The sequence below is a fragment of the Xanthomonas rydalmerensis genome (assembly GCF_033170385.1).
In the GTDB taxonomy this organism is placed as follows: Bacteria; Pseudomonadota; Gammaproteobacteria; order Xanthomonadales; family Xanthomonadaceae; genus Xanthomonas_A; species Xanthomonas_A rydalmerensis.
The window spans coordinates 4,294,981-4,316,836 of the sequence record NZ_CP126170.1; the positions used below are offsets into that span (position 1 = coordinate 4,294,981).

The 21,856-nt window shown below is 65.2% G+C and carries 19 protein-coding genes; 10 read left to right on the top strand and 9 right to left on the bottom strand.

Annotated features, from left to right (window positions below; all coding sequences use genetic code 11):
- Nucleotides 1-187: 187 nt before the first annotated feature.
- From QN245_RS18195 to QN245_RS18240, 10 genes are all read left to right on the top strand, one after another.
- The gene (locus tag QN245_RS18195) at nt 188-934 is read left to right on the top strand and encodes an electron transfer flavoprotein subunit beta/FixA family protein (RefSeq protein WP_317843822.1); all 747 of its coding nucleotides are present in this window, start codon (nt 188-190) and stop codon (nt 932-934) included.
- Complete coding sequence (locus QN245_RS18200) at nt 934-1,875, top strand: electron transfer flavoprotein subunit alpha/FixB family protein (protein WP_317843823.1); 942 nt, start codon at nt 934-936, stop codon at nt 1,873-1,875. Before QN245_RS18195 ends, QN245_RS18200 begins: the two co-directional genes overlap by 1 nt.
- Before the next feature lie 20 nt (nt 1,876-1,895).
- Nucleotides 1,896-2,873, top strand: coding sequence for a lysylphosphatidylglycerol synthase transmembrane domain-containing protein (locus tag QN245_RS18205; protein WP_184448437.1), 978 nt, complete (start codon nt 1,896-1,898; stop codon nt 2,871-2,873).
- Between the two features lie 106 nt (nt 2,874-2,979).
- Nucleotides 2,980-4,368 (top strand): UbiA family prenyltransferase, encoded by a 1,389-nt coding sequence (locus tag QN245_RS18210; RefSeq protein ID WP_317845398.1) that lies wholly within the window; start codon nt 2,980-2,982, stop codon nt 4,366-4,368.
- Nucleotides 4,368-5,675: an FAD-binding oxidoreductase gene (locus tag QN245_RS18215; protein WP_317843824.1), complete on the top strand. Its 1,308-nt coding sequence runs from the start codon at nt 4,368-4,370 to the stop codon at nt 5,673-5,675. Before QN245_RS18210 ends, QN245_RS18215 begins: the two co-directional genes overlap by 1 nt.
- A gap of 2 nt (nt 5,676-5,677) precedes the next feature.
- Nucleotides 5,678-6,406: an SDR family oxidoreductase gene (locus QN245_RS18220; RefSeq protein WP_317843825.1), complete on the top strand. Its 729-nt coding sequence runs from the start codon at nt 5,678-5,680 to the stop codon at nt 6,404-6,406.
- A 1-nt stretch (nt 6,407) separates the two neighbouring features.
- Nucleotides 6,408-7,352: an NAD-dependent epimerase/dehydratase family protein gene (locus QN245_RS18225; RefSeq protein ID WP_184448440.1), complete on the top strand. Its 945-nt coding sequence runs from the start codon at nt 6,408-6,410 to the stop codon at nt 7,350-7,352.
- A 22-nt stretch (nt 7,353-7,374) separates the two neighbouring features.
- Nucleotides 7,375-8,670, top strand: coding sequence for an NAD(P)/FAD-dependent oxidoreductase (locus tag QN245_RS18230; RefSeq protein WP_317843826.1), 1,296 nt, complete (start codon nt 7,375-7,377; stop codon nt 8,668-8,670).
- Nucleotides 8,667-9,059, top strand: coding sequence for a GtrA family protein (locus QN245_RS18235; protein ID WP_184448442.1), 393 nt, complete (start codon nt 8,667-8,669; stop codon nt 9,057-9,059). The genes QN245_RS18230 and QN245_RS18235 overlap by 4 nt, the downstream gene beginning before the upstream one ends.
- Before the next feature lie 78 nt (nt 9,060-9,137).
- Complete coding sequence (locus QN245_RS18240; RefSeq protein WP_184448443.1) at nt 9,138-10,613, top strand: hypothetical protein; 1,476 nt, start codon at nt 9,138-9,140, stop codon at nt 10,611-10,613.
- Between the two features lie 268 nt (nt 10,614-10,881).
- Here the strand turns inward: QN245_RS18240 and QN245_RS18245 are convergent, their stop codons facing one another.
- The 9 genes from QN245_RS18245 to QN245_RS18285 all read right to left on the bottom strand — a co-directional run bounded on the left by QN245_RS18245 (nt 10,882) and on the right by QN245_RS18285 (nt 21,791).
- Complete coding sequence (locus QN245_RS18245; protein WP_184448444.1) at nt 10,882-11,409, bottom strand: hypothetical protein; 528 nt, start codon at nt 11,407-11,409, stop codon at nt 10,882-10,884.
- A gap of 22 nt (nt 11,410-11,431) precedes the next feature.
- A complete protein-coding gene (locus tag QN245_RS18250) occupies nt 11,432-13,033 on the bottom strand; it encodes a hypothetical protein (RefSeq protein WP_317843827.1) in 1,602 nt (533 codons plus the stop codon).
- Between the two features lie 75 nt (nt 13,034-13,108).
- Nucleotides 13,109-14,083 (bottom strand): CgeB family protein, encoded by a 975-nt coding sequence (locus tag QN245_RS18255; RefSeq protein WP_317843828.1) that lies wholly within the window; start codon nt 14,081-14,083, stop codon nt 13,109-13,111.
- Nucleotides 14,080-16,596 (bottom strand): glycosyltransferase family protein, encoded by a 2,517-nt coding sequence (locus tag QN245_RS18260; RefSeq protein ID WP_317843829.1) that lies wholly within the window; start codon nt 16,594-16,596, stop codon nt 14,080-14,082. Before QN245_RS18260 ends, QN245_RS18255 begins: the two co-directional genes overlap by 4 nt.
- 56 nt (nt 16,597-16,652) lie before the next feature.
- A complete protein-coding gene (locus tag QN245_RS18265; RefSeq protein ID WP_317843830.1) occupies nt 16,653-17,753 on the bottom strand; it encodes a class I SAM-dependent methyltransferase in 1,101 nt (366 codons plus the stop codon).
- Between the two features lie 61 nt (nt 17,754-17,814).
- Nucleotides 17,815-18,375, bottom strand: coding sequence for a CatB-related O-acetyltransferase (locus QN245_RS18270; RefSeq protein ID WP_184448448.1), 561 nt, complete (start codon nt 18,373-18,375; stop codon nt 17,815-17,817).
- On the bottom strand, nt 18,372-19,709 hold the full coding sequence (locus QN245_RS18275) for an ABC transporter ATP-binding protein (protein WP_317843831.1): 1,338 nt from the start codon (nt 19,707-19,709) through the stop codon (nt 18,372-18,374). Before QN245_RS18275 ends, QN245_RS18270 begins: the two co-directional genes overlap by 4 nt.
- A gap of 39 nt (nt 19,710-19,748) precedes the next feature.
- On the bottom strand, nt 19,749-20,567 hold the full coding sequence (locus tag QN245_RS18280; protein ID WP_184448450.1) for an ABC transporter permease: 819 nt from the start codon (nt 20,565-20,567) through the stop codon (nt 19,749-19,751).
- A 24-nt stretch (nt 20,568-20,591) separates the two neighbouring features.
- On the bottom strand, nt 20,592-21,791 hold the full coding sequence (locus QN245_RS18285) for a cystathionine gamma-synthase (RefSeq protein ID WP_317843832.1): 1,200 nt from the start codon (nt 21,789-21,791) through the stop codon (nt 20,592-20,594).
- Nucleotides 21,792-21,856: the final 65 nt, after the last annotated feature.

A 21,856-nucleotide genomic window follows, 5' to 3' on the forward strand; every position in this document is an offset into this window, starting at 1 on the left:
CAAACCACACAGGATATACGCTTTATATGAACCGGTCGTGGGCGCCGCACGCGGCGATCGCGTGCCCGCCGAGGGCGCCCACCATACGCCCTCGCATGGTCAAGCGCGCCCGGTTAGAATCCTCCGACTGCCCCGTGCCAGCCGCCGCGGCCGGGCCTTCCCGCACTGCTGAAGGATCTCGTACACGATGAAAATCCTCGTCGCCTACAAGCGCGTGGTGGACTACAACGTCCGCATCCAGGTCAAGCCGGACGGCTCCGGCGTGATCACCGAGGGCGTCAAGCTCTCCGCCAACCCGTTCGACGAAATCGCCCTGGAAGAGGCGCTGCGCCTGCGCGACGCCGGCATCGCCAGCGAGGTGGTGGTCGCCACCATCGCCCCGGCCGACGCCGCCGCGCACCTGCGCAACGGCCTGGCGATGGGCGCCAACCGCGCCATCCACGTGGTCGCCGATGCGGCAATCCAGCCGCTGACCGCCGCGCGCACCCTGCTCAAGCTGGTCGAGCAGGAGCAGCCGGACCTGGTGATCCTGGGCAAGCAGGCGATCGACGACGACGCCAACCAGACCGGGCAGATGCTGGCCACGCTGTGGGGCCGGCCGCAGGCGACCTTCGCCGGCAAGCTGGTGGTGGCCGACGGCAAGGCCACGGTGACCCGCGAGGTCGACGCCGGCCTGGAAACCCTGGAAGTGGATTTGCCGGCGGTGGTCACCACCGACCTGCGCCTGAACGAGCCGCGCTTCATCAAGCTGCCGGACATCATGAAGGCCAAGAGCAAGCCGCTGCAGACGCTGGCCTTCGCCGACCTGGGCGTGGAGGCCAACGACAGCCTCACCACCACCCACTACGCCCCGCCGGCCAAGCGCAGCCGCGGCATGATGGTCAAGGATGCCGCCGAACTGGTGGCCGCACTCAAGCAGAAGGGGTTGCTGTAATGGCCAAGATCCTCGTCATCGCCGAACATCTCAACGGGCAGCTCAACGCCGCCACCGCCAAGTGCGTCAGCGCCGCGCAGGCACTGTCGCCGGACGCCATCGACATCGTCGTGCTGGCCGCCGATCCGGCCGCGGTGGCCGCCCAGGCCGCGCAGATCGCCGGCGTCGCCCGCGTCCTCACCGTCGCCAATCCCGCCAACGAACACGCCATCGCGCAGGTGCTGGGCCCGCAGATCGCCGCCCTGGCGACCGGCTACACCCACGTGTTCGGCCCCTCCACCACCTTCGGCAAGGACCTGATGCCGGTGGTGGCCGCCCTGCTCGGCGTCAACCAGATCTCCGACCTGATGGCGGTGGACGGCGAGTACGCGTTCAAGCGCCCGATCTACGCCGGCAACGCCATCATCAGCGTGCAGTCCCCGGCCGACCAGATCGTGGTGGCCACCGTACGCAGCGCCTCCTGGCCGGAAGCGGCGCAAGGCGGCAGCGCGGCGGTCGAAGCGGCCAGCGTGGACGCGCCGCTGCCGAGCCACACCCGCTTCGTCGGCCTGGCCGCCGGCAAGTCCGACCGCCCCGACCTGCAGAGCGCCAAGCGCGTGGTCTCCGGCGGCCGCGGCGTCGGCTCGGCGGAGAACTTCCAGATCGTCTACCAGCTCGCCGACAAGCTCGGTGCGGCGGTCGGCGCCTCGCGCGCGGCGGTCGACGCCGGCTACGTCCCCAACGAACTGCAGGTGGGCCAGACCGGCAAGATCATCGCGCCGGAGCTGTACGTGGCGATCGGCATTTCCGGCGCCATCCAGCACCTGACCGGCATCAAGGACGCCGGCACCATCGTCGCGATCAACAAGGACCCGGAATCGCCGATCTTCGAGATCGCCGACATCGGTCTGGTCGGCGACCTGTTCACGGTGTTGCCGGAGCTGGAAAAGGCGCTGGGCTGAGCCGTCGCGGAGACCCGGGAATGATGCCGCACGGCGCCGACGGCGTGCCCGCGCCGCGCCACCGTGCGGATCATCTGGCGCTGTTCGTCGTGCTGTTGTGCGGCGGCTACCTGGCCGCCCTGTGGTGGATCGATCGCGGCAACGGCACGTTCGCCCGGCTGGGTGCGATCTGGCCGTTGCTGGCGCTGGCGGTGCTGCCGGTCTCGGTCAGTTACCTGTTCCGCTTCTGGCGCTGGCGCTGGCTGCTGCAACGACAAGGCCATGCGGTCCCGTTCGGCCTCGGATGGGCCGCCTACCTGGCCGGGTTCGCATTGACCGCCACCCCTGGCAAGGCCGGGGAATTGCTGCGCATCCGCTATTTCGCCCGCATGGGCGTGCCGGCAGGTCGGACGCTGGCGGTGTTCGTGTTCGAGCGCGCCTCCGACCTGCTGGTGATCCTGGCGCTGTCGCTGCTGGCCGCACCGGTCTTCCCCACTCTGGGCACGCTCGCCGCAGTGGTGCTGGGCTTTGTCGCCCTGCTGTTCGGCGCCGCCGCCTGGCCGGCCCTGCTGGCGTGGCTGGAGGGTGTGGGCCGGCGCCTGCCCGGGCGCTGGCTGCGGAGGACGGCGCAGTTCGCCGTGTTCGCCGCCACGGAACTGCGTGCCTGCCTCGGAACGGCGCAGATGGTGCGCAGCCTGATCGCGGGGGCCGGCGCCTGGGGCCTGACCTCGGCGGTCTTCGTGGGGCTGTGCAGCGGCCTGGGCCTGGACCTGGATCCGCTGGTCGCGTTCGGCATCTACCCGCTGGCGATGCTGATCGGCGCGCTGTCCTTCGTCCCAGGCGGGGTCGGCACCACAGAACTGGCGATCGTGCTGATGTTGGACCGGCTGGGCGTCGCCACCGCCGATGCGATCGCGGTCGCGGTGGCGGCGCGGCTGGTGACGCTTTGGTACGCGGTCGCCGTGGGCGCCCTGGCGATGGGCGCGACGGAATTCCTGCAACGACGCCAGGCCGCCTGAACCGCTGGTTATAATGCGGCCCCGCTATGCATCACCAGGCCGCAGCATGTCCTTCCCCCCCAGTTCTCCCGCCGACCGCCCGGCTGTTTCAGGGCGTGCGCTCTGTGTGGATCTGGACGGCACGCTGCTGAATTCGGACATCCTCTACGAGTCCCTGCTGGCCCTGCTGGCGCGCAATCCGCTGTACGTGTTCCTGCTGCCGCTGTGGCTGCTGCGCGGCAAGGCCGCGCTGAAGCGCGAACTGGCCGCGCGGGTCACGCTCCCGGCCGAAACCCTGCCCTACAACGCGCACGTGCTGGAGCTGCTGCGTACTACCTCGCAGCGCCCGCGCGTGCTGTGCACCGCCTCCGACCAGTTGCTGGTCGCGCCGATCGCCGCGCACCTGGGCCTGTTCGAAGAGGTCATCGCCAGCGACGGCCAGCGCAACCTGTCCGGCCGCAACAAGGCCGACGTGCTGGTGGAGCGGTTCGGCGCCGGCAACTTCGACTATGCCGGCAATGGCCGCGTGGACCTGCACGTGTGGGACAAGGCCGGCGGCGCCTGGGTGGTCAACAACGGCAACGGGCTGCGCGCCGCTGCCGCGCAGCGCACCACGGTGCACGGGCATTGGCCGGCGCCGCCGCGCGCCCGCGCCTGGCTCAAGGCGCTGCGCCTGCACCAATGGCTGAAGAACCTGCTGGTGTTCGTGCCGCTGCTGACAGCGCACCGCTTCCTGGACGGCGAGTCGGTGCTGCAGTCGGTGATCGCCATGGTCGCGTTCGGGCTGTGCGCTTCCGGCGTCTACGTGCTCAACGACCTGCTCGATCTCACCCCCGACCGCCAGCATCCGCGCAAGCGCAAGCGCCCGTTCGCCGCCGGTCGGCTGCCGCTGCTGCAGGGCCTGTTCGCCGCACCTGCCCTGACCCTGGCCGGACTGGCGCTATCGCTGGCCTGCAACCTGCAGTTCACCCTGGTGCTGCTGGCCTACTACGTGATGACGCTGGCGTACTCGCTGCGGCTCAAGCGCATCGTGATGATCGACGTGGTATTGCTGGCGGCGCTGTACACCGTGCGCATCATTGGCGGCGCGGTAGCCATCGACCTAGAGCTGTCGTTCTGGCTGCTGGCGTTCTCGATGTTCATCTTCCTCTCGCTGGCGCTGCTCAAGCGCTACACCGAACTGCACGCAATGCTCGGCAGCGGCAAGACCAAGGCCAGCGGCCGCGCCTACTCGGTGGAAGACCTGGTGCTGCTGCAATCGATGGGTGCGGCGGCCGGCTACATCGCGGTCATGGTGATGGCGCTGTACATCAACAGCCCGGAAAGCGTGCAGTTATATCGGCATCCGAAGCTGCTGTGGCTGATCTGCCCGGTGCTGCTGTACTGGGTCAGCCGGGTCTGGATCGTGGCGCACCGCGGCGACATGCACGACGACCCGATCGTATTTGCCGCCACCGACCGGGTCAGCCAGGTGGTGGTGGTGCTGTGCGGGCTGTTCGCGCTGAGCGCCATCTGATGGCCGATGCCGGGCAGTCCTGGGGGCGCTACCCGCACGCGACGCAGACGCTGCTGCCGATCGCCGACCGGGCGGCCGCCCTGCCGGCCTTCGCCGGCAACGCCCTGCCGCGTGGTAATGGCCGCAGTTACGGCGACAGCTGCCTCAATCCGGATGGCATCCTGCTGTGCGCGCGCGGCCTGGACCGCTTCATCGGCTTCGACCCGGCCACCGGCCGGCTGCGCTGTGAGGCGGGAGTCACCCTCGCTGAAATCATCGATCTGGCGCTGCCGCAGGGCTGGTTCCTGCCGGTGACGCCGGGCACCCGCTACGTCACTGTGGCCGGCGCCATCGCCAACGACGTGCACGGCAAGAACCATCACCGCACCGGCAACTTCGGCCACCACGTGCTCGCCTTCGAGCTGTTGCGCAGCGACGGCAGCCGCCGCCTGTGCACCCCGCACGACGATGCCGACGGCTGGTTCGCGGCCACGGTCGGCGGACTCGGCCTGACCGGGCTGATCACCTGGGCGGAGATCCAGCTGCGCCGCGTGCCGGGCCCGGCACTGGAGACGGAGAACATCCGCTTCGGCTCGCTCGACGAGTTCTTCGCGCTGTCCGCCGCCTCGGCCGACAGCCACGAATACAGCGTCGCCTGGATCGACTGCCTGGCCAGCGGTCGCGCCCGCGGCCGCGGCCATTTCACCCGTGCCGATCACTGCGCTGGCCCGCCCGAGGAGCGCCCGGCCTCGCCCGGCAAGGGCCTTGCGATGCCGCTGACCCCGCCGGTCTCGCTGGTCAACAAGCTGTCGCTGCGGCCGTTCAATGCGCTGTACTACTGGCGCCAACCCGCGCGCAGCAAGCGCCGGCTGAGCCATGTGTTGCCGTTCTTCTATCCACTGGACGGCATCCGCCACTGGAACCGCATGTACGGCCCGCGCGGCTTCCTGCAGTACCAGTGCGTGCTGCCGCCGGCCACCGCGCGCGACGGCGTGGACGCGCTGCTGGCAGAAATCGCCCGCAGCGGCAGCGGCTCTTTCCTGGCCGTGCTGAAGGAATTCGGCGACCTTCCCGCGCGCGGCATGCTGTCCTTCCCGCGCCCGGGCACCACGCTGGCGCTGGACTTCCCCAACGACGGCGCCGACGTGCTGCGCCTGCTGGAGCGGCTGGACCGCATCGTCGACGCCGCCGACGGCGCTCTGTACCCTGCCAAGGATGCGCGGATGTCCGCCGCCTCGTTCCAGCGCGCCTATGCCCGCTGGCAGGACTTCAGCCGCTATCTCGATCCCCGCTTTTCTTCCGGCTTTTGGCGCCGGGTCACGGAGTGAATATGCAACGCGTCCTCATCATTGGCGCCACCTCGGCCATCGCCGAGGCCACCGCCCGGCGCTACGCCGCGCGCGGCGCGGCCCTCCATCTGCTCGGCCGCCAGGCCGCGCGCCTGGACGCGATCGCGTCCGATCTGTCGGCACGCGGCGGCAAGGCCAGTTGCGGCGTGCTCGACGTCAACGACAGCGCCGGCCATGCGGCGGCCTTCGATGCCGCCTGGGCCGCGCTGGGCGGCGTCGACGTGGTGCTGATCGCCCACGGCACGCTGCCCGACCAGGCCGCGTGCGATGCCTCGGTCGACCTGTCGATGCGCGAGTTCGCCACCAACGGCACCTCGACGATCGCGCTGTGCGCCGCCCTGGCGCCGCGCCTGCGCGCGGGCGCGACGCTGGCGGTGATCTCGTCGGTGGCCGGCGACCGCGGCCGCGCCAGCAACTACCTGTACGGCAGCGCCAAGGCCGCGGTCAGCGCCTATCTGAGCGGCCTCGGCCAGCGCCTGCACCCGGAGGGCATCAACGTACTCACCATCAAGCCGGGCTTCGTCGATACGCCGATGACCGCCGCCTTCAAGAAAGGCGCGCTGTGGGCCAAGCCCGACCAGATCGCCAAGGGCATCCTGCGCGCGGTCGACGGCCGCCGCGCGGTCGCCTACCTGCCCGGTTTCTGGTGGGCGATCATGTTCGTCATCAAATCCATTCCCGAATTCGTTTTCCGCAGGATCAAGCTCTGACATGACCGACAAACACGCCAAGATCGTCATCACCGGCGCCGCGGGCCTGGTCGGCCAGAACCTGATCGTCGAACTGGAGCAGCAGGGCTACACCCAGCTTGTGGCGATCGACAAGCATGCGCACAACCTGCAGATCCTGCGCGAGCTGCATCCGGCCGTGCGCGTGGTGGAGGCGGATCTGGCCGAGCCGGGCGATTGGGCGCACGAGTTCGAGGGTGCAGCCTGCGTTGCCCAGCTGCACGCGCAGATCACCGGCAAGACCACCGACCTGTTCACTCGCAACAACCTGACCGCGACCGCGCACGTGCTCGATGCCTGTCGCGCGGCGAAGGTGCCGTATCTGGTGCACATCAGCTCCTCGGTGGTGAACTCGGTGGCCAAGGACGACTACACCAACACCAAGCGCGCTCAGGAAGAAATGGTGGTCGCCAGCGGCCTGCGCCACTGCGTGCTGCGCCCGACCCTGATGTTCGGCTGGTTCGATCCCAAGCATCTGGGCTGGCTGTCGCGCTTCATGGCCAAGACGCCGGTGTTCCCGATTCCGGGCGATGGCCGGTTCATGCGCCAGCCGCTGTACGAGCGCGACTTCTGCCGCTGCATCGCCAAGTGCATCGAACGCGAACCCGACGGCGATGTCTACGACATCGTCGGCGACACCCGCGTGGACTACGTCGACATCATCAGGACGATCAAGCGGGTCAAGAAGCTGCACACCCTGATCGTGCATATCCCGATCGGCTTCTTCGCCTTCCTGCTGCGCGTGTATTCGCTCTTCAGTTCCAAGCCGCCGTTCACCGCCGACCAGCTGAAGGCGCTGAGCGCCGGCGACGACTTCAAGGGCGTCGATACCGAAGCGGTGTTCGGCGTGCGGCAGACGCCGTTCGAAGACGCGATCCGCGAAAGCTACACCGACCCGCGCTACAGCCACATCGTGCTCAAGCGCTGAACCGTCATACGAGACTAGAATCATGAGTACATTCGCGATCGTCGGCAGCGGCCCCATGGGCCTGATGGCTGCCATGGAACTGCTGAAGAAGGGCCACCAGGTCGACGTCTACGAACGCGACGACCGCATCGGCGGCATGTCCGCGGACTTCGATTTCGACGGCCTGCGCATCGAGCGCTACTACCACTTCATCTGCAAGACCGATTTCCCGCTGTTCAAGCTGCTCGAGGACCTGAAGCTGTCCGACCGCCTGCACTGGACGGACACCAAGATGGGGTATTACTACCAGGGCAAGCTGCACAAATGGGGAACGCCGTTCGCCCTGCTCGGTTTCCCGCACCTGGGGCTGGTCGACAAGATCCGCTACGCCCTGCACGTCATGCACACCAAGGGCATCAGCGACTGGACGGCGCTGGACAAGGAAAATGCGCGTGACTGGATCACCCGCTGGATCGGCCCCAAAGCCTACAAGGTGATGTGGGAGAAGGCCTTCGCGCTGAAGTTCTTCGAGTACCAGAATGACCTGTCCGCCTCGTGGATCGGCACCCGCATCAAGCGCGTGGCGCTGTCGCGGCGCAACCTGTTCAACGAAAGCATGGGCTATCTCGAAGGCGGCTCGGCCGTGCTGCTGGAACGCATGGCGGCGGAAGTCGCACGCCTCGGCGGACGCATCCTGCTATCGCAACCGATCGAGGAAGTGGCCTCGGTCGACGGCAAGGTCACCGGCATCCGCACCCGCGACGGCCATCATGCCTACGACGGCGTGGTGTCGACGGCGCCGATCCAGTACGTGCCTGGCATGGTGCCGGGCCTGCCCAAGACCTTTGCCGATCAGGTCGCCGCGATCGAGAACATCCCGGTCGCCTGCGTGATCCTCAAGCTGTCCAAGCCGGTCAGCGAAAACTTCTGGATGAACATCAGCGACGACCGCATCGCCATCCCCGGCCTGATCGAATACAGCAACCTCAACCCCGGCAAGGGCCCTGGCGAGCACATCGTGTACGCGCCCTACTACATGCCCAAGACCCATCCGAAGTGGCAGTGGAGCAACCAGCAGCTGATCGACGAAGTCATCCGTTACCTGCCGATGATCAATCCGGACTTCAAGCCGGAGTGGATCCGCGCGACCCATTGCCATCGCTACGAGTACGCGCAGACCATCTGCCCGCCAGGGTTCCAAGACATGCTGCCGCCGATGAAGACGCCGGTGCAGGGCTTCTACATGGCGGATACGGCGTATTACTACCCGGAAGATCGCTCGATCAACGAAAGCATCGACGTCGGCAGGCGTCTGGCCGAGGTTGCGGCGACGGCATGATCAGCAAGCGGTTCTTCTTCTTCCTGCTGTCCGGCGGCATCGCTGCCGCCGCCAACTTCGGCTCGCGCATCCTCTTCAGCCATTGGCTGCCGTATGCCGCCGCGATCGTGCTGGCCTACCTGGTCGGCATGACCACGGCCTTCATCTTGATGCGCAAGTTGGCGTTCAAGGAAACCTCCAACACCCAACGCACGCAGATCGCCTGGTTCGTCGTGGTCAACGCCGTCGCTCTGCTGCAGACCCTGGCGATCAGTCTGTTGCTGGCGAAGTGGGTTTTCCCCTGGCTCGGCATCCGCTATCTGGACGAAACCGTCGCCCACGCGATTGGAGTCGCCGTGCCCGTCGTGACCAGCTACCTGGGCCACAAGTACCTGTCGTTCAAGAACTGATCCGCTTCCCGCCCGTCACCTCTGCATGGGGCGAAAGGCGTTCGACCACCGTGCCACCACTCTGCGAGCAATGGCGCCATGCCCACCGCACCACAACCGCCCTCATCCGGCGCCATGCACCTGGCCAAGAGGTTCCTTCTTCCTTGGTTGGCACTGACGCTCTTTCTAGGAGCGTTCTACCATTGGTCCGGGCTGAACATTCAGACGTTCAGGGCAGAATCCGGCCTATTTATCGCTTGGGCGTACAGCGGCGATCTCGCCCACTTTGTCGACGCGCACATTTATGCCTCCTACGGTGGCCATTACACGCCACTGTACTTCGCCGCGGAGCTACTGCAGGCAAGGCTGTTCAGTACCAGCGAGCACCTATGGTTCTGGCGGCAGATGCTGTTGCTCGGCCTGCTGGGTACCGCTCTGGCTTCACTCACGCGTACGACGCTGGAGGCCTTGGGCAATGGCCGCAGCGTTGCGCAGGTCGCCGGCTATCTGCTCGCCGTGGTGTTCCTGCTGCAACCAGCGATCGCGGAAATGGTGACCTGGCCGTTCATGGCCGGACAATTCCTGTGCATGGCGTGTGCCGCGATGGGGCTGCGCTATCTGATCCGCGCAAGCGGCTTCAGGGACGAACGCGCGTTGCTCTGGGCGATGGCCTGGAGCTACGCCTCGATGCATTTTCTCGGCGTGGGCTTCGTCATCAGCATCACCGCCCTGATCAGTTGCTGCGTGCTGATGTGGAGCCAACGGCTCGCGCCCCGTCATTGGCGCACCATCTGCATCTTCGCCGTGCTGACGGCGCTACATGGCGCGATGATGACTCGTGGCGTGCCGACACCGGAACTGGCGATACCAGTGTCGACGCTGGTAAAGCGGTTTGGTGCGCTGTACATGGGACTCGTGCATGGCGGGCTGCAGTCGCTGTGGGCCAGCGGCCGCTTCCGCTGGCCGGACGTGGACGCCTTCCCGGTCGACGCCGTCTATGGCCTGGCCTTGCTGGCCGCGCTGCTTGCCGCCGCGATCGCCATGGCCCAGCGCGCCCGCGCGCAGTACCGGCCGTCACTGATGTTGGCCAGCATCGTGGTGGGTTTCCCCACACTCGCGCTGGCATTGTTCAGCGCGCTCCCGGTGCTGCGAACCAAAGGCACGCTGGATCCGCATAGCCTGGATGGCTATCTGTTCGGTACCCGCTATCTGATCTTCGCTACCTTTTTCGCTTACCTGCCGATCAGCGCGCTCGTCGGCTTGGTTGCGCGCAAGCTCGGCAAACCGATGTTGGTACCGCTCCTGATCCTGTCGCTTGGATCGGCGGCCGGCACAGTCGCCTTTATCCGCATTACCGTTCCGCAGATCTGGCCTTACCTGCTGACGCCCTCGGACGTGCTATGGGCGAACGTGGTCAAGGAAGCCGCGACGCAGCAAAAGGCGCAGGGCTATGTGAAGGACCGCCCGCTGAGCGAACTCGACCACGAGTTCAATCCACCGATGCACATGTTCACTCCATTGATCGAGCGCGACCTCGGCTGCAGAAAGTGCATCCAGGTTGAGAGCAAACCCTGACTGCTGCGCCGGGCGTTGCTGCAGCGCCCGGCGCGCGATGTCGCATATGCTGACGCATCGGCGATCAGCGTGTGAATGGATACTCAGCGCTTATGGGTCACGCACCGGAATGCAGGCGTGTGACAGACAGGACAACACCGCTCGCGGTGAAACGGGGAGATGAGGCAAGCGTGTAGCTGTGCGGTGGTGCGGTGTTACCTGGTCGCAGCGAGGCAAGCGACCAACGCGCGCACCTCACGCAGGGTGGATGCGCGCGTTACGCAGCGCATCAACGCTGATACAGCATCAGATTGAGGACTTTGCTTTCAGGGTTGCCGTTGATCGTCAGCGACTCCTTGCCCTGGGCGGGGTACACCCAGACAACCAGCTTGTCACCGCCGGCCTCGCGTGCCAGTTCGTAGCGCACCACGCCACCGCTTTGCTGCAGCGCGAACTCGGATTCCAACGTGACCGGCAGGTAGTCGTTGTCCTTGGAGCCGGCAAGCTCCGCTCTTCCGATCGTGCAGCGCTCATCCTGGCAGAGCTTCAGGGCAATCTTGCCCTGCGCGGCGCCACCGCTGTTGCCGATCTGCACCGCCGCCCGCTTGACGTGCAGCGTGGCCGGAGGCGCGAAGGTGCCGGCAAGCACCTGCTGATCGTTCAACGGGATCGCCGCATTGGAAGAGTCGTCCATGGGCACGCGGACGGAGACGTCTGCTGCCGCCAGGTACTTTTCGCACTCGCTGGCAGGATACTGTCGGCACCCGGCCAGCACCCACAGGACGGAGGCCATGGTCAGCATGGTACGCACACGCATTTCGCTTCTCCTCGATTCCGCTTCAGGCCGGCGGCAGCAGGGCGTCGGCCCTTGCCCACAGCAGGCCAAGATTGATCAATAGCTGAAGGACGACGCATGCCAACGCGATCCGCTTGCTCATGCGATCCTGCATGAACTTCATCGCGAACACGCACAGCACGATGCCGATGGCTTGCAGGCCGTGGACTGCAGGAATCGCCGGAGCACTGAACACACCTACCAGCAGCGCACTGGGCAACACCACGAAGGCGAAGAGTTCCCTGGGCCGGCGACTGCCATACGTCCATGCGCCCGCATATGCCTGCGCGCTCACCAACACGCCCATGGCGCCGGTGATCGAGATCATCACTTCCTGGAACAGCTGGTTGGGCACCATCGGATAGGTGCCGAGATACAGCGGCAGGAACGTCCGTGCTGCGTTGGCGACGCGTACCCAGAGCAGATCGCCCAGGCTCGCCGAGCTCAACAGGTTCTGCGCCACCAGGTCAGACGGAATCTGCAAGTACCAGCGCGTCCACAACCACCAGGGCAGCACGCAGGCGACCAGCGCCAGCCCATAGGCAATCACGTTGCGCACGCACTGTGGTTTGAATCCGTCGCGCAGCAGGATGTACAGCCCGAAGCATCCCGCGAAGACGATTGCGTAGGGATGCGACCAATACGCCATGCCTGCCAGCACGCCCGCGGCCAAGGCGGAACGTCGCGACAGCAACGTATAGGCACCGAGAATGAGGAAGAAGCCGCCCAGGGATTTCGGCCAGGTGAACAGGGTCTGGGCAATGAAGTACGGGCTACTGACGACCAGCAGCAAACCGGCTAGCACATAGGCCCCACGCAATCCGGCCCGCATGAGCAGCAATGCCGCACCGAGCAACAACGTGCTGTTCAACACGATGCCGACCGCGAGGAACTGCCGGAAGGCAGCGTCGTCGCCCAGGCTTCCGACGTCGGGCCAATCCTGGCCGACGTACTTGAATCTGGGCAGCGCATGGATTTGCTTTGCCGGCGGATCCAGGGCCGCACGGAACGGCACATTCACCAGCGACATCAAAATGGGACGGTTCGACAGTTCCTGCCCGGGCATGAGCGGCCGTTCGAACGCGAACTGGATGTCCCGCAGCAGGAACTCGCTGGACAGGAACGGCAGGTAATTGTCTGCCGGGAACGCTCCCATCATCACCTGCACCTTGACGTGCAGATGCTGGTTCTTGATCACGTATGGCCCGTCCGGCAACTCGCCGGGAAAGCGGGCCGGCATCGACACGATCGCCATGCACGACAGCGCCATGCCGATCCACGCGGCGAAGCCGAGAACAGTCAGCCGCCAACGCCCCGTCAGCAGCTTGCCGAGCACGCCATGGCGATACCACTGCCAGCAAGAGAGCGCGTACAGCAGCGCAAACCCGATGCACGCATTGAGCTGATTGTCGCTCGGAAGGGAGACGACGAAGACGCCAAGCGCACCATGCCCGACCACGCCGACAGCAACGGAGTACGCCAGCAGTTCCAGGCCGTGCAGCCGCCTGCCGGCCTCGGTGAGCGACAGCAACCCCGCCCCCACTCCAAGCAACGACAACGCCACCGCAACGCAAAGCGCCAGGCTTCCCCACAACTCCACTGCCACGTTACTGCCTCCTCAGTACACGAACCACGTTCCCCATGCCCGACGACCGGCCATTGGCCAAGCTCGGCTTCCCCGTCACCGGCCTGCGCGCCACTCCTGCACATGTTCCAGCATCGTCTGCGCGCGGTGCAGATAGGTATGCTCGCGCAGCGTGCGCTGCTGGGCCGCCGCGGCGATCGACAGGCAGCGATTGCGATCGCCGACCATGGCCTCAACGCACTCGCGGAACTCGCGCACGGAGTTGTAGAGCAGGACCTCGGTGCCGGGCGCGTAGTAATCGACGATCTCCAGGCTTTCGACGAAGAACAACTGGGTCGTCCCCGCCATCGCAGCTTCGAAGGTGCGCGGCCCCGGCGTGGAAGGATCAAGCTTGAAGCGATCGTTGGCGTAGTGGTAGTCGCGCCCCATGTTGAGCGTGATCCATGCACGCGCATACCGATCCGAGAGCTCGTTGTTGGGCAGGCGCTGATTGCGGCAGAACGGCAACTCCGACTCCGGCCATCCATCGCCCAGCACCACCGCAGCGTGCTCCTGCAACGGCTTTGCCAGATCGCGCAGCAACTTGATTCGGTTACCGAAAGCGACGCCGCAGAAAAAGATGTTGACGTCCTTCGTCGCCGAGATCGGACGCCAGTGCGCTCGCTCGCTCGCTGCCAGCGGCAGGTGGAACGCGCGTGGATGATCGTAATGCTCGGCGCACCACTTGTCGTTGCTGAAGACAAGATCGGCGACGTCCTTGATCTTGTAGCTGAAATCGAATTCGTAGGGATCGTCGTGCAGCCAGAACACCAGCGTCGCACCGGTCTGCGCGCAGTAGCGCTTGATGCCGCTGTAATCGGCATCGTCCGGCATGCACGAACCGAAGCACACGACCAGTTCGGGCTTGGCCGACCATGCCTTGGCCGCGGCGTGCTCGAGCGGCACGTTCACCACCAACTCGACACCACGCAATTGCCAAAAGCCTTCGGCCACGTAACTGCGCAACACCACGTTACGATTCTGATTGTCCGGCGAGGCGCCGCAGACCAGGACGCGGAAGGGCGTGTTCATTTCGCGGCTCCAGAGAGGCGGCTCACGACTTTGGAGGCGAGCCTGCGCGCCGTGTTCACCGCGCCGTTCTTCCTAAAGTACCGATACAGCCGGCGCAATCTTCCCGGCTCCGGCGTCGGCACCAATTGAGCGACCTCGTTCACCACGACGGTCGCACCGCGCGGCTGGATGGTCCACTCTCGATCCATCAACAACACGCCGATCTCCTTGAGCGTCTGCCCACGCGGCGGGGACCCGGCGTCACGCGCACGCCACGGCGGCAACTGCGCCAGCAGGCCGTGATAGAGCCCGCTGAGCCACTGCGTATGTTCCTGGTGACCGACACCGAGGCCGGCATGAACGTTCGCACGCACGCGCTCGACCTCCGCGCGATCGGCGATCAGCCTCCGTACCAGCGAGACGATCGCGCCCGACTCTCCCATCGGCAGCTTGAACCCGTTGACGCCATCGGCCACCCGCTCGCCGAGCGCGCCCGTGTCCGACACGATCGGCACCAAACCCGCGCTCCACGCCTCGGACAGGCTGATGCAGTAGGTCTCGGGCCAGATTGAAAAATGCATCGACATCGAGAAGCCGGCCAGTATCTGCGGCAGGCTGCCAGGGCGGTAGGCGCCATGCACACGCAGGTTCGGGATCTTCAGTACATTGAAGATCTCGTTGTACGGCTCGGAAAGCCGCCCGATCACCGTGAATTCGACATTGTCCGTACGCAACTGGTTGAAGGCATGGACCAGTTGGTCGCCGCCCTTGTTCTTGGTGAAGTTGCCGACGATGGCGATCCGCAGCGGCGCATCCGGCATTTCCGGCGGATGCTGCGGTACCTTCGCACGCTCGTCGCCAAGGGGCATCGGCACGCCCATGACCCGCAGCTTCTCGCTGCCCTCCAGCAATGGATACATCGTCCTGAACAACGATGCCACGCCCTCGGTATTGGCGTGGAGCGCGTCCATCGCCAACAGCATGCGACCGTAAAAGGCCCGGCGCTTGGCTTGACTGCCCGCGGCCAGGCCATGCGCCGCATTCAGGCACACATCGCAGGTCTCCGCCGGCAGCGCCGGAATGTTGCAGTACACTCCTCGGTAGTCCAGCAGGTTGAAGCGCGAGCAGACGACGTAGTAGTCGTGCAGGCTCAGCACCGACGGAATGCCCAGCGCGGACGGAATGAAACCAAGGGACGGCACATGGCCGATCAGATGCTGGAAATGCACCAGATCGATCCGGAACTTCTCCAGCAACCCGGAGAACATTTGCTCGCGCTCGGGGCAGGACAGCAGCGCGTCGTCGAGCGGGGAGGCGCAGTCGAAGCTCTGGACCACCTGCATCGCTTCGTTGTAGACCACGTAACGCATGCCAACCGGCGTCACCGTCCGATCGGGGACGTAGAAGAACAGTTCGAATTCGTCCCTGAGCGCTTGGCGCATGGAGTCCTGATAGACCTCCACCCCGCCGTAGGGCTCCACGCCAAGGATGTTGTGCGACACCATCATCAGGCGCCGCCGCGCCCTGGGCGCCGGCTGCAGCGACGGCACCGGCACCGGCACCACCGCCAGCGCCTCCAGCTCCGCGAACAGGGTCTGCACCCGATTGGCGTACAGGTGTTCGGCCCGGGCGCGCTGCTGTGCGGCGCGGGCGATCGCTAGGCGCTCCTGCGAGTAGGCCAGATAATGCTCCAACTTCTGGATGCACTCCTGCACGCTGGAAAAGCCGACGTACTCCTTGCCTTCGGTGAAGAAGTCGTCCACCCGAATTTCGGGGATGGAGGTGTCCACCAACTGGAAGCCGCCCGCCAAGGCCACTTCGAAGAAGCGCGGACCTGGCGTATGCGCGACCGGATCGTTGCCCGAGGAGGAGAACGCACGATGCAGGGTCAGCACCGAACGGCTGCGATTGGAGAACTTGGCGAACTCGGTGTTCGGCGTGCGCCAGTCGTATTCGCTCAGCTCCATGCCGAGCTTCGGCGCAGGAATGTACGGGTTGGCGGGCAGCGCCAGCTTCAGGCGGATATCGGGAATCGCGGCCTGCAGCTTGCCGAGAAACTCCGCCCGGTTTGGCCAGGCCGTGCCGGCAAAGAAAAGATCGTAGAAGTAGTGCCCGTCGTCTACCTCGGGCAACGCATGGAAGTGGAAGTGCTCATCCGCGGCGAATGGCAGATGGCGCCCCTTCGCACCGTATCCAGCGACACTGCCGGCATCGTTCGTGAACACCAGATCGAACAGATCCGAATTCTTCACGTTGATGCTGCGCTCGTACGGATCCTCGGTGACCCAGAGCACAGCACGGCCGCAGACATCCACCAAGCGCTCGACTACAGAGCGATCCAACTCCTCGCCGTCGAAAGCAAGCAGCAAATTGCATCCATGCCGTTGCGCCTGCGCGATGGCCGACCCGTAGTCGGCCTTGATCATGCACTCGACACCGCCGTGTTGTGCGAGCGCCCTGGCGATGGCCAAGCAGATGTAATGGTTGGGATTACTCCGCTTGGTGTCGAGGAGCAGGACGCGCCATGGCTTCATTAAAAATTCCGGGTACTGAGATCCGTGCGCGCGGATCGATTACCACAATCTTAACATCATTGAGCACCCGTGAACATTCGCTTCATGGCTCGCAACGGCGCCATCAGGCGCCAGCTGAACGAGGCGCGCATGCGTTCCAGCGCCACCTCGTGCTGCTGTTTCTCCGCTTGAATGCGCTGCATCTCCGCCTCCTTGGCCGAAAGCATTTCGGTGAGCTGCACCAGCTCTTCCTGCAGGCGCCCCATCAGCACGGGCACTTCCGCCACCTTCGCCGAAAGCTCGGCGCTGTGCGCCACTTCGCTGCGATAAGCGGCAGCCTGCTCGTCCAGCTTGGACTGCAAGGCGGCGTGCGTTTCGCGCAAGCCGGCGAGGTCGGCGGACATGTCGCCCTTTGCCGCTTCACTCTCGTTCAACAACCCCGCCAGCCTGCCCTGCTCCCGCGCGAGCGTGCCGATGTCCAGCTTGGTCGAGATCAGCTGCCCGACGTGCTCGAACAGGCGATTCACTAGGACCGGCGCCCCTTCCACTGCGGTGAACGCGCACAGCTGGCGCAGCGCGTCGGGCTGGTCTTCGCCTACCAACAACACGCCCAAGCCATGGGTATGCGTGAATTCGAACGACGGATAGCGCTGGCGGATTTCCGCCCAGTAGCGCCAAACGCCGAAATCGCGCTCCCTGACGTTGATGTCGTGAAACAGCACCACTGCGCGCTTGGACAGCTTGCTTGCCCAGGTTTCAAAATCATTGCGGACCGCATCGTAGGTATGCAATCCATCGATATGCAGCAGATCCACACTGCCGTCTTCGAAGTACTCGACGGCCTCCTCGAAACGCATGCGCATCAAACGCGAAAAATCGGCATAGTTGCGTTGGTGGTAGTCCAGCAACGTAAAGAACACCTCGTCGCCGTAGACACCCGCGTGCTCGTCGCCTTCCCACGTGTCGACGGCGTAGCACTTGGCCTGGACCCCGCAGCCCTGAATCGCCTGGCAGAACGCCAGGTAGGACGCACCGCGATGCGTCCCCAGTTCCACCAGGATTCCCGGGCGCATTTCCTCGATCAACCATCCTGCGAACGGGATATGCCCCAGCCAAGCACTCTCCGGAGTGCACTGGGGGTGCAGGAACATCGTATTGTTAATTGGAAAGTTGATCACGATTCTGCTCCGTACACGACATTCCCGAAGGGATATGCACACTGCGCATCACGCGGATGCACTACTGGAACTGGGCGATGAAGGCATCGACATCGTCCTTGCATAGCAGATGCTGGCAGGCATGAATCTTTTCGATCGGCCAATCCCACCAGCGGATGGTGAGAAGGGCCTCGATCTGCTGCTCGGAGAAACGCTTTCGAACGAGTTTGGCCGGATTGCCGGCGACGATCGCATAAGGCGGAACATCCTTCGCGACCACGGCACCTGCGCCGACGATGGCGCCATCGCCAATGCTGACGCCGGACAGCACCATCGCACCATGCCCCAGCCAGACGTCGTTGCCGATGCGGGTCGGTCCTTTGTTGGCCGGAAGGCCATCGCGCTTGGCGAGCGGATCGCCGAAGGCGATGCGCAGGGGAAACGTCGTCACCCAGTCGCTACGGTGTTCGCCACCGCCGAAAATGACCACATCGTCGGCGATCGAGCAGAACGCGCCGATGTCGATGGACTCGTCCTCGGCCCACACCTTCAGCTCCGGATTACCGTAGGTGAACCGCCCCACGCTGACGCGCGGATCGTCGCTGGCCAGCAGCGCGATCCTGCTCTGGAAGGTATCGTTCATTGGGATTCCGCAACCTTCATCTGCACGCGCTCGAACGGGATGCCGACCAATCCGTAGCGCAGCGTAGGCGAGGACACCTTGAGGATCACCGCATCGTGCAACCAGTGATGCTGCGTATTGGTCAGGGGATCGCCCTCGGCGACAGAGACCGTCATCGAGTAATCCCCGTTCGGCAGTAGTGGCAGGTGGAAAACGAACTCCGCTTCAAGCTGATTGCCCGCGGCCACGTCGAGCGGCGGCTGCACATGGGTGAAGGTGTGCTCGCCGAACAGGGATTGTCCCAGGCTGTCCTTGACGAAAAAGCCAAGGATGGGGCTCTTCATGTCGCGATGCACCTTGGCGACGATGCGCAGCGCGACATGCTCGCCGCCGAAGAAATAAGGCCGGCCAGGATCGTCGAGGTTGGTGAGCGCCACCGACGCGATGCTGGCGGCGCCCGACTGCCAACCGTCGGAGTGGGCGATGTTGTCGAACAGTTCGAGCTTGATCTCCTCCACCGGCTTGGCCACCGGACGCGGCCCGATGACCTTGCCCTCGCGCTGATCGAGCGCCTGCAGCTTCACCTCGTCGCCGTAGCTTTCCTGCGCGCAATATTCGATATAGGCCTGGGTGGTTTCCTGGGCCGAGGCGTGCATGCGCATGACCCCCTTGTCCAGCCACACCGCCGACTGGCAGAAACTCAGGACCGAGCCGGTGTCGTGGCTGACGAACAGCAGCGTGCCGCGCTCGCGGAAAGCGCGCAGGAAGCGCATGCATTTCTGCACGAACACTGCGTCGCCGACCGCCAGCGCCTCGTCGACCACCATGATGTCGGCGTCCACGTGCGCGATCACCGCGAACGCCAAGCGCACGTACATACCACTGGAATAGACCTTGACCGGCTGATCGACGAAATCCCCGATGTCGGCGAACGCCAGGATGCGGTCCAGGCGCGCCTCGATTTCCGCATGGGTCAGGCCCAGGATGGACGCGCTCATGAACACGTTCTCGCGCCCGGTGAACTCGGGATTGAAGCCCGCGCCCAGTTCCAGCAAGGCGGCGACGCGGCCGTTCACCTGGATCGACCCGGACGTCGGCGACAGCGTGCCGCAGATCATCTGCAACAGGGTCGACTTGCCCGAGCCATTACGGCCGATGATGCCCACGGTGTCGCCGCGACGCACCTCGAAGGACACGTCCTGCAGCGCCCAGAACTCTTTGAAATACTTGCGCGAGGCAAGACCCAGCGAACGCCCGACCCGCGGGAACAACGCCTGCTTGATGCGGTCGTGCGGCTTGTCGTAGACCTGATAGCACTTGGAGGCGCCAGAGACGCGAATCGCCAATTCCGACATGATGGACCTTTGAATCGAAGCGAATGCTTCAGCGAGCGGTTAGACGACGTCCGCGAAACCGCGGCGTACCAATTGGAACCAGTAGTAGCCCACGTAGGCGACGATGAGGCTGCCGATGGAATACTTGAGCAAGCCCATCCAGTCCGGCGGCAGCCCCCACATCAAGACGTTTCTGGACTGCTCGATGATGAAGGTCAGCGGGTTGAGGTAGATCCACTTGCGCATGCCTTCCGGCAGCGAGGTGATCGGATACAGCGCAGGGCTCATGAACAGCAGTACCGTCGCCAGCAGACCGGTGATCTGGCCGATGTCGCGGTAGTACACCCCCAGCGCGGCGAAGAACCAGGTGACTCCCGAGGCGACCATCACCAACGGCGCGATCACCAGCGGGAAATAGAGCACCGTCAGCGGCAGCCGATGCAGCAGCAGGAACTGCGCGATCAGCAGAACCGCCAGGGTGATGACCATGTGGAACAGCGACGACGCAACCGCCGACCAGGTCAGGATCTCCAGCGGAAACACCACTTTCTTGACGTAACTGGCGTTGGCCAGGACCAGCATCGGCGCGCGACTGATGCACTCGGACAAGAAGCCGTGGACCATGATGCCGGCAAACAGGATGATCGCGAACTCGGCGCGATTGGATTCCACCGAGCCACCCCAGCGCGCATTGAACACGTAGGAAAAGACGAAGGTGTAGACCGCCAGCATCAACAGCGGATTGAAGAACGACCAGGCCAAGCCCGCGATGGAACCGCGGTAGCGGCCAAGTACCTCGCGCTTGGCGAGCTGGTAGATCAGCTTGCGGTGCTGCGCGAAGCTGCGCAGCGCCGATGCCGGCGAAAGAGAATTGCTCATCAGGAAGTCGCCTCGTGGAACAGGTCAGTTGTGGCGCACGGGCGCAAGCGCCTGCTCGAGGTCATGGCGCAAATCCCCCACATCCTCCACCCCCACGCTCAGCCGCACCAGCGCATCGCTGATGCCGAGCTGGTCGCGGCGCTGCACCGGCACCGAGGCATGGGTCATCACCGCGGGGTGGTTGACCAGGCTCTCGACGCCACCTAGGGATTCGGCCAGGGTGAACAGGCGGGTGCGCTCGCAGAAACGCTTGGCCGCGTCGAAGCCGCCCTTGAGCACGATCGAGACGATGCCGCCGTAGCCGGCCATCTGCCGGCCGGCCAGGGCGTGCTGCGGATGCGAGGGCAGGCCCGGGTAGATCACCTTCTCCACCGCCGGGTGCGTCTCCAGCCACTGCGCCAGGGCCAGGGCGTTGTCGCAGTGCGCGCTCATGCGCAGCGGCAGGGTCTTCAGGCCGCGCAGCGCCAGGAAGCTGTCGAACGGACCCTGCACGCCGCCCACCGAGTTCTGCAGGAACGCCAGTTGCTCGGCCAGTTCGGCGTTGTCGCCGACCACGGCCATGCCGCCGACCATGTCCGAGTGGCCGTTGAGGTACTTGGTCGCCGAATGCACCACGATGTCCGCGCCCAGCGCCAGGGGCCGCTGCAGCAGCGGCGAGGCGAAGGTGTTGTCGACCACCACCAGCAGGCCGTGCTTGCGCGCGATCGCGGCGATCGCCGCGATATCGACGATCTTCAGCATCGGATTGGTCGGGGTCTCGATCCAGACCATCTTGGTGGTCGGGCGGATCGCCGCCTCGAACGCAGCCGGGTCGGTCAGGTCGACGAAGCCGAACTCCAGCGCGGCGGTGCGTTTGCGCACGCGCTCGAACAGACGGTAGCTGCCGCCGTACAAGTCGTCCATCGCGATGACGTGGCTGCCGCTGTCCAGCAGCTCGATCACCGTGGCCGTCGCTGCCATGCCGGAGGCGAAGGCGAAACCACGGCTGCCGCCTTCCAGGGCCGCCACGCAGCGCTCGTAGGCGAAGCGGGTCGGGTTGTGGGTGCGCGAGTACTCGAAACCCTGATGCTCGCCGGGGCTGGACTGAGCATAGGTGGAGGTCGCGTAGATCGGCGGCATCACCGCGCCAGTGGACGGGTCCGGGTGCTGTCCGCCATGGATGGCCAGGGTCGCCAGCGCCAGCGCTGGGCCGTCGCCTTGGGGGTTCGACGTGTTGTCCGTCATGAAGGGGGTTACCGGAAAAGGGGCGTGATTCTAGCAGCGCGGTCTGAATGGCCCCATGCAGCGGG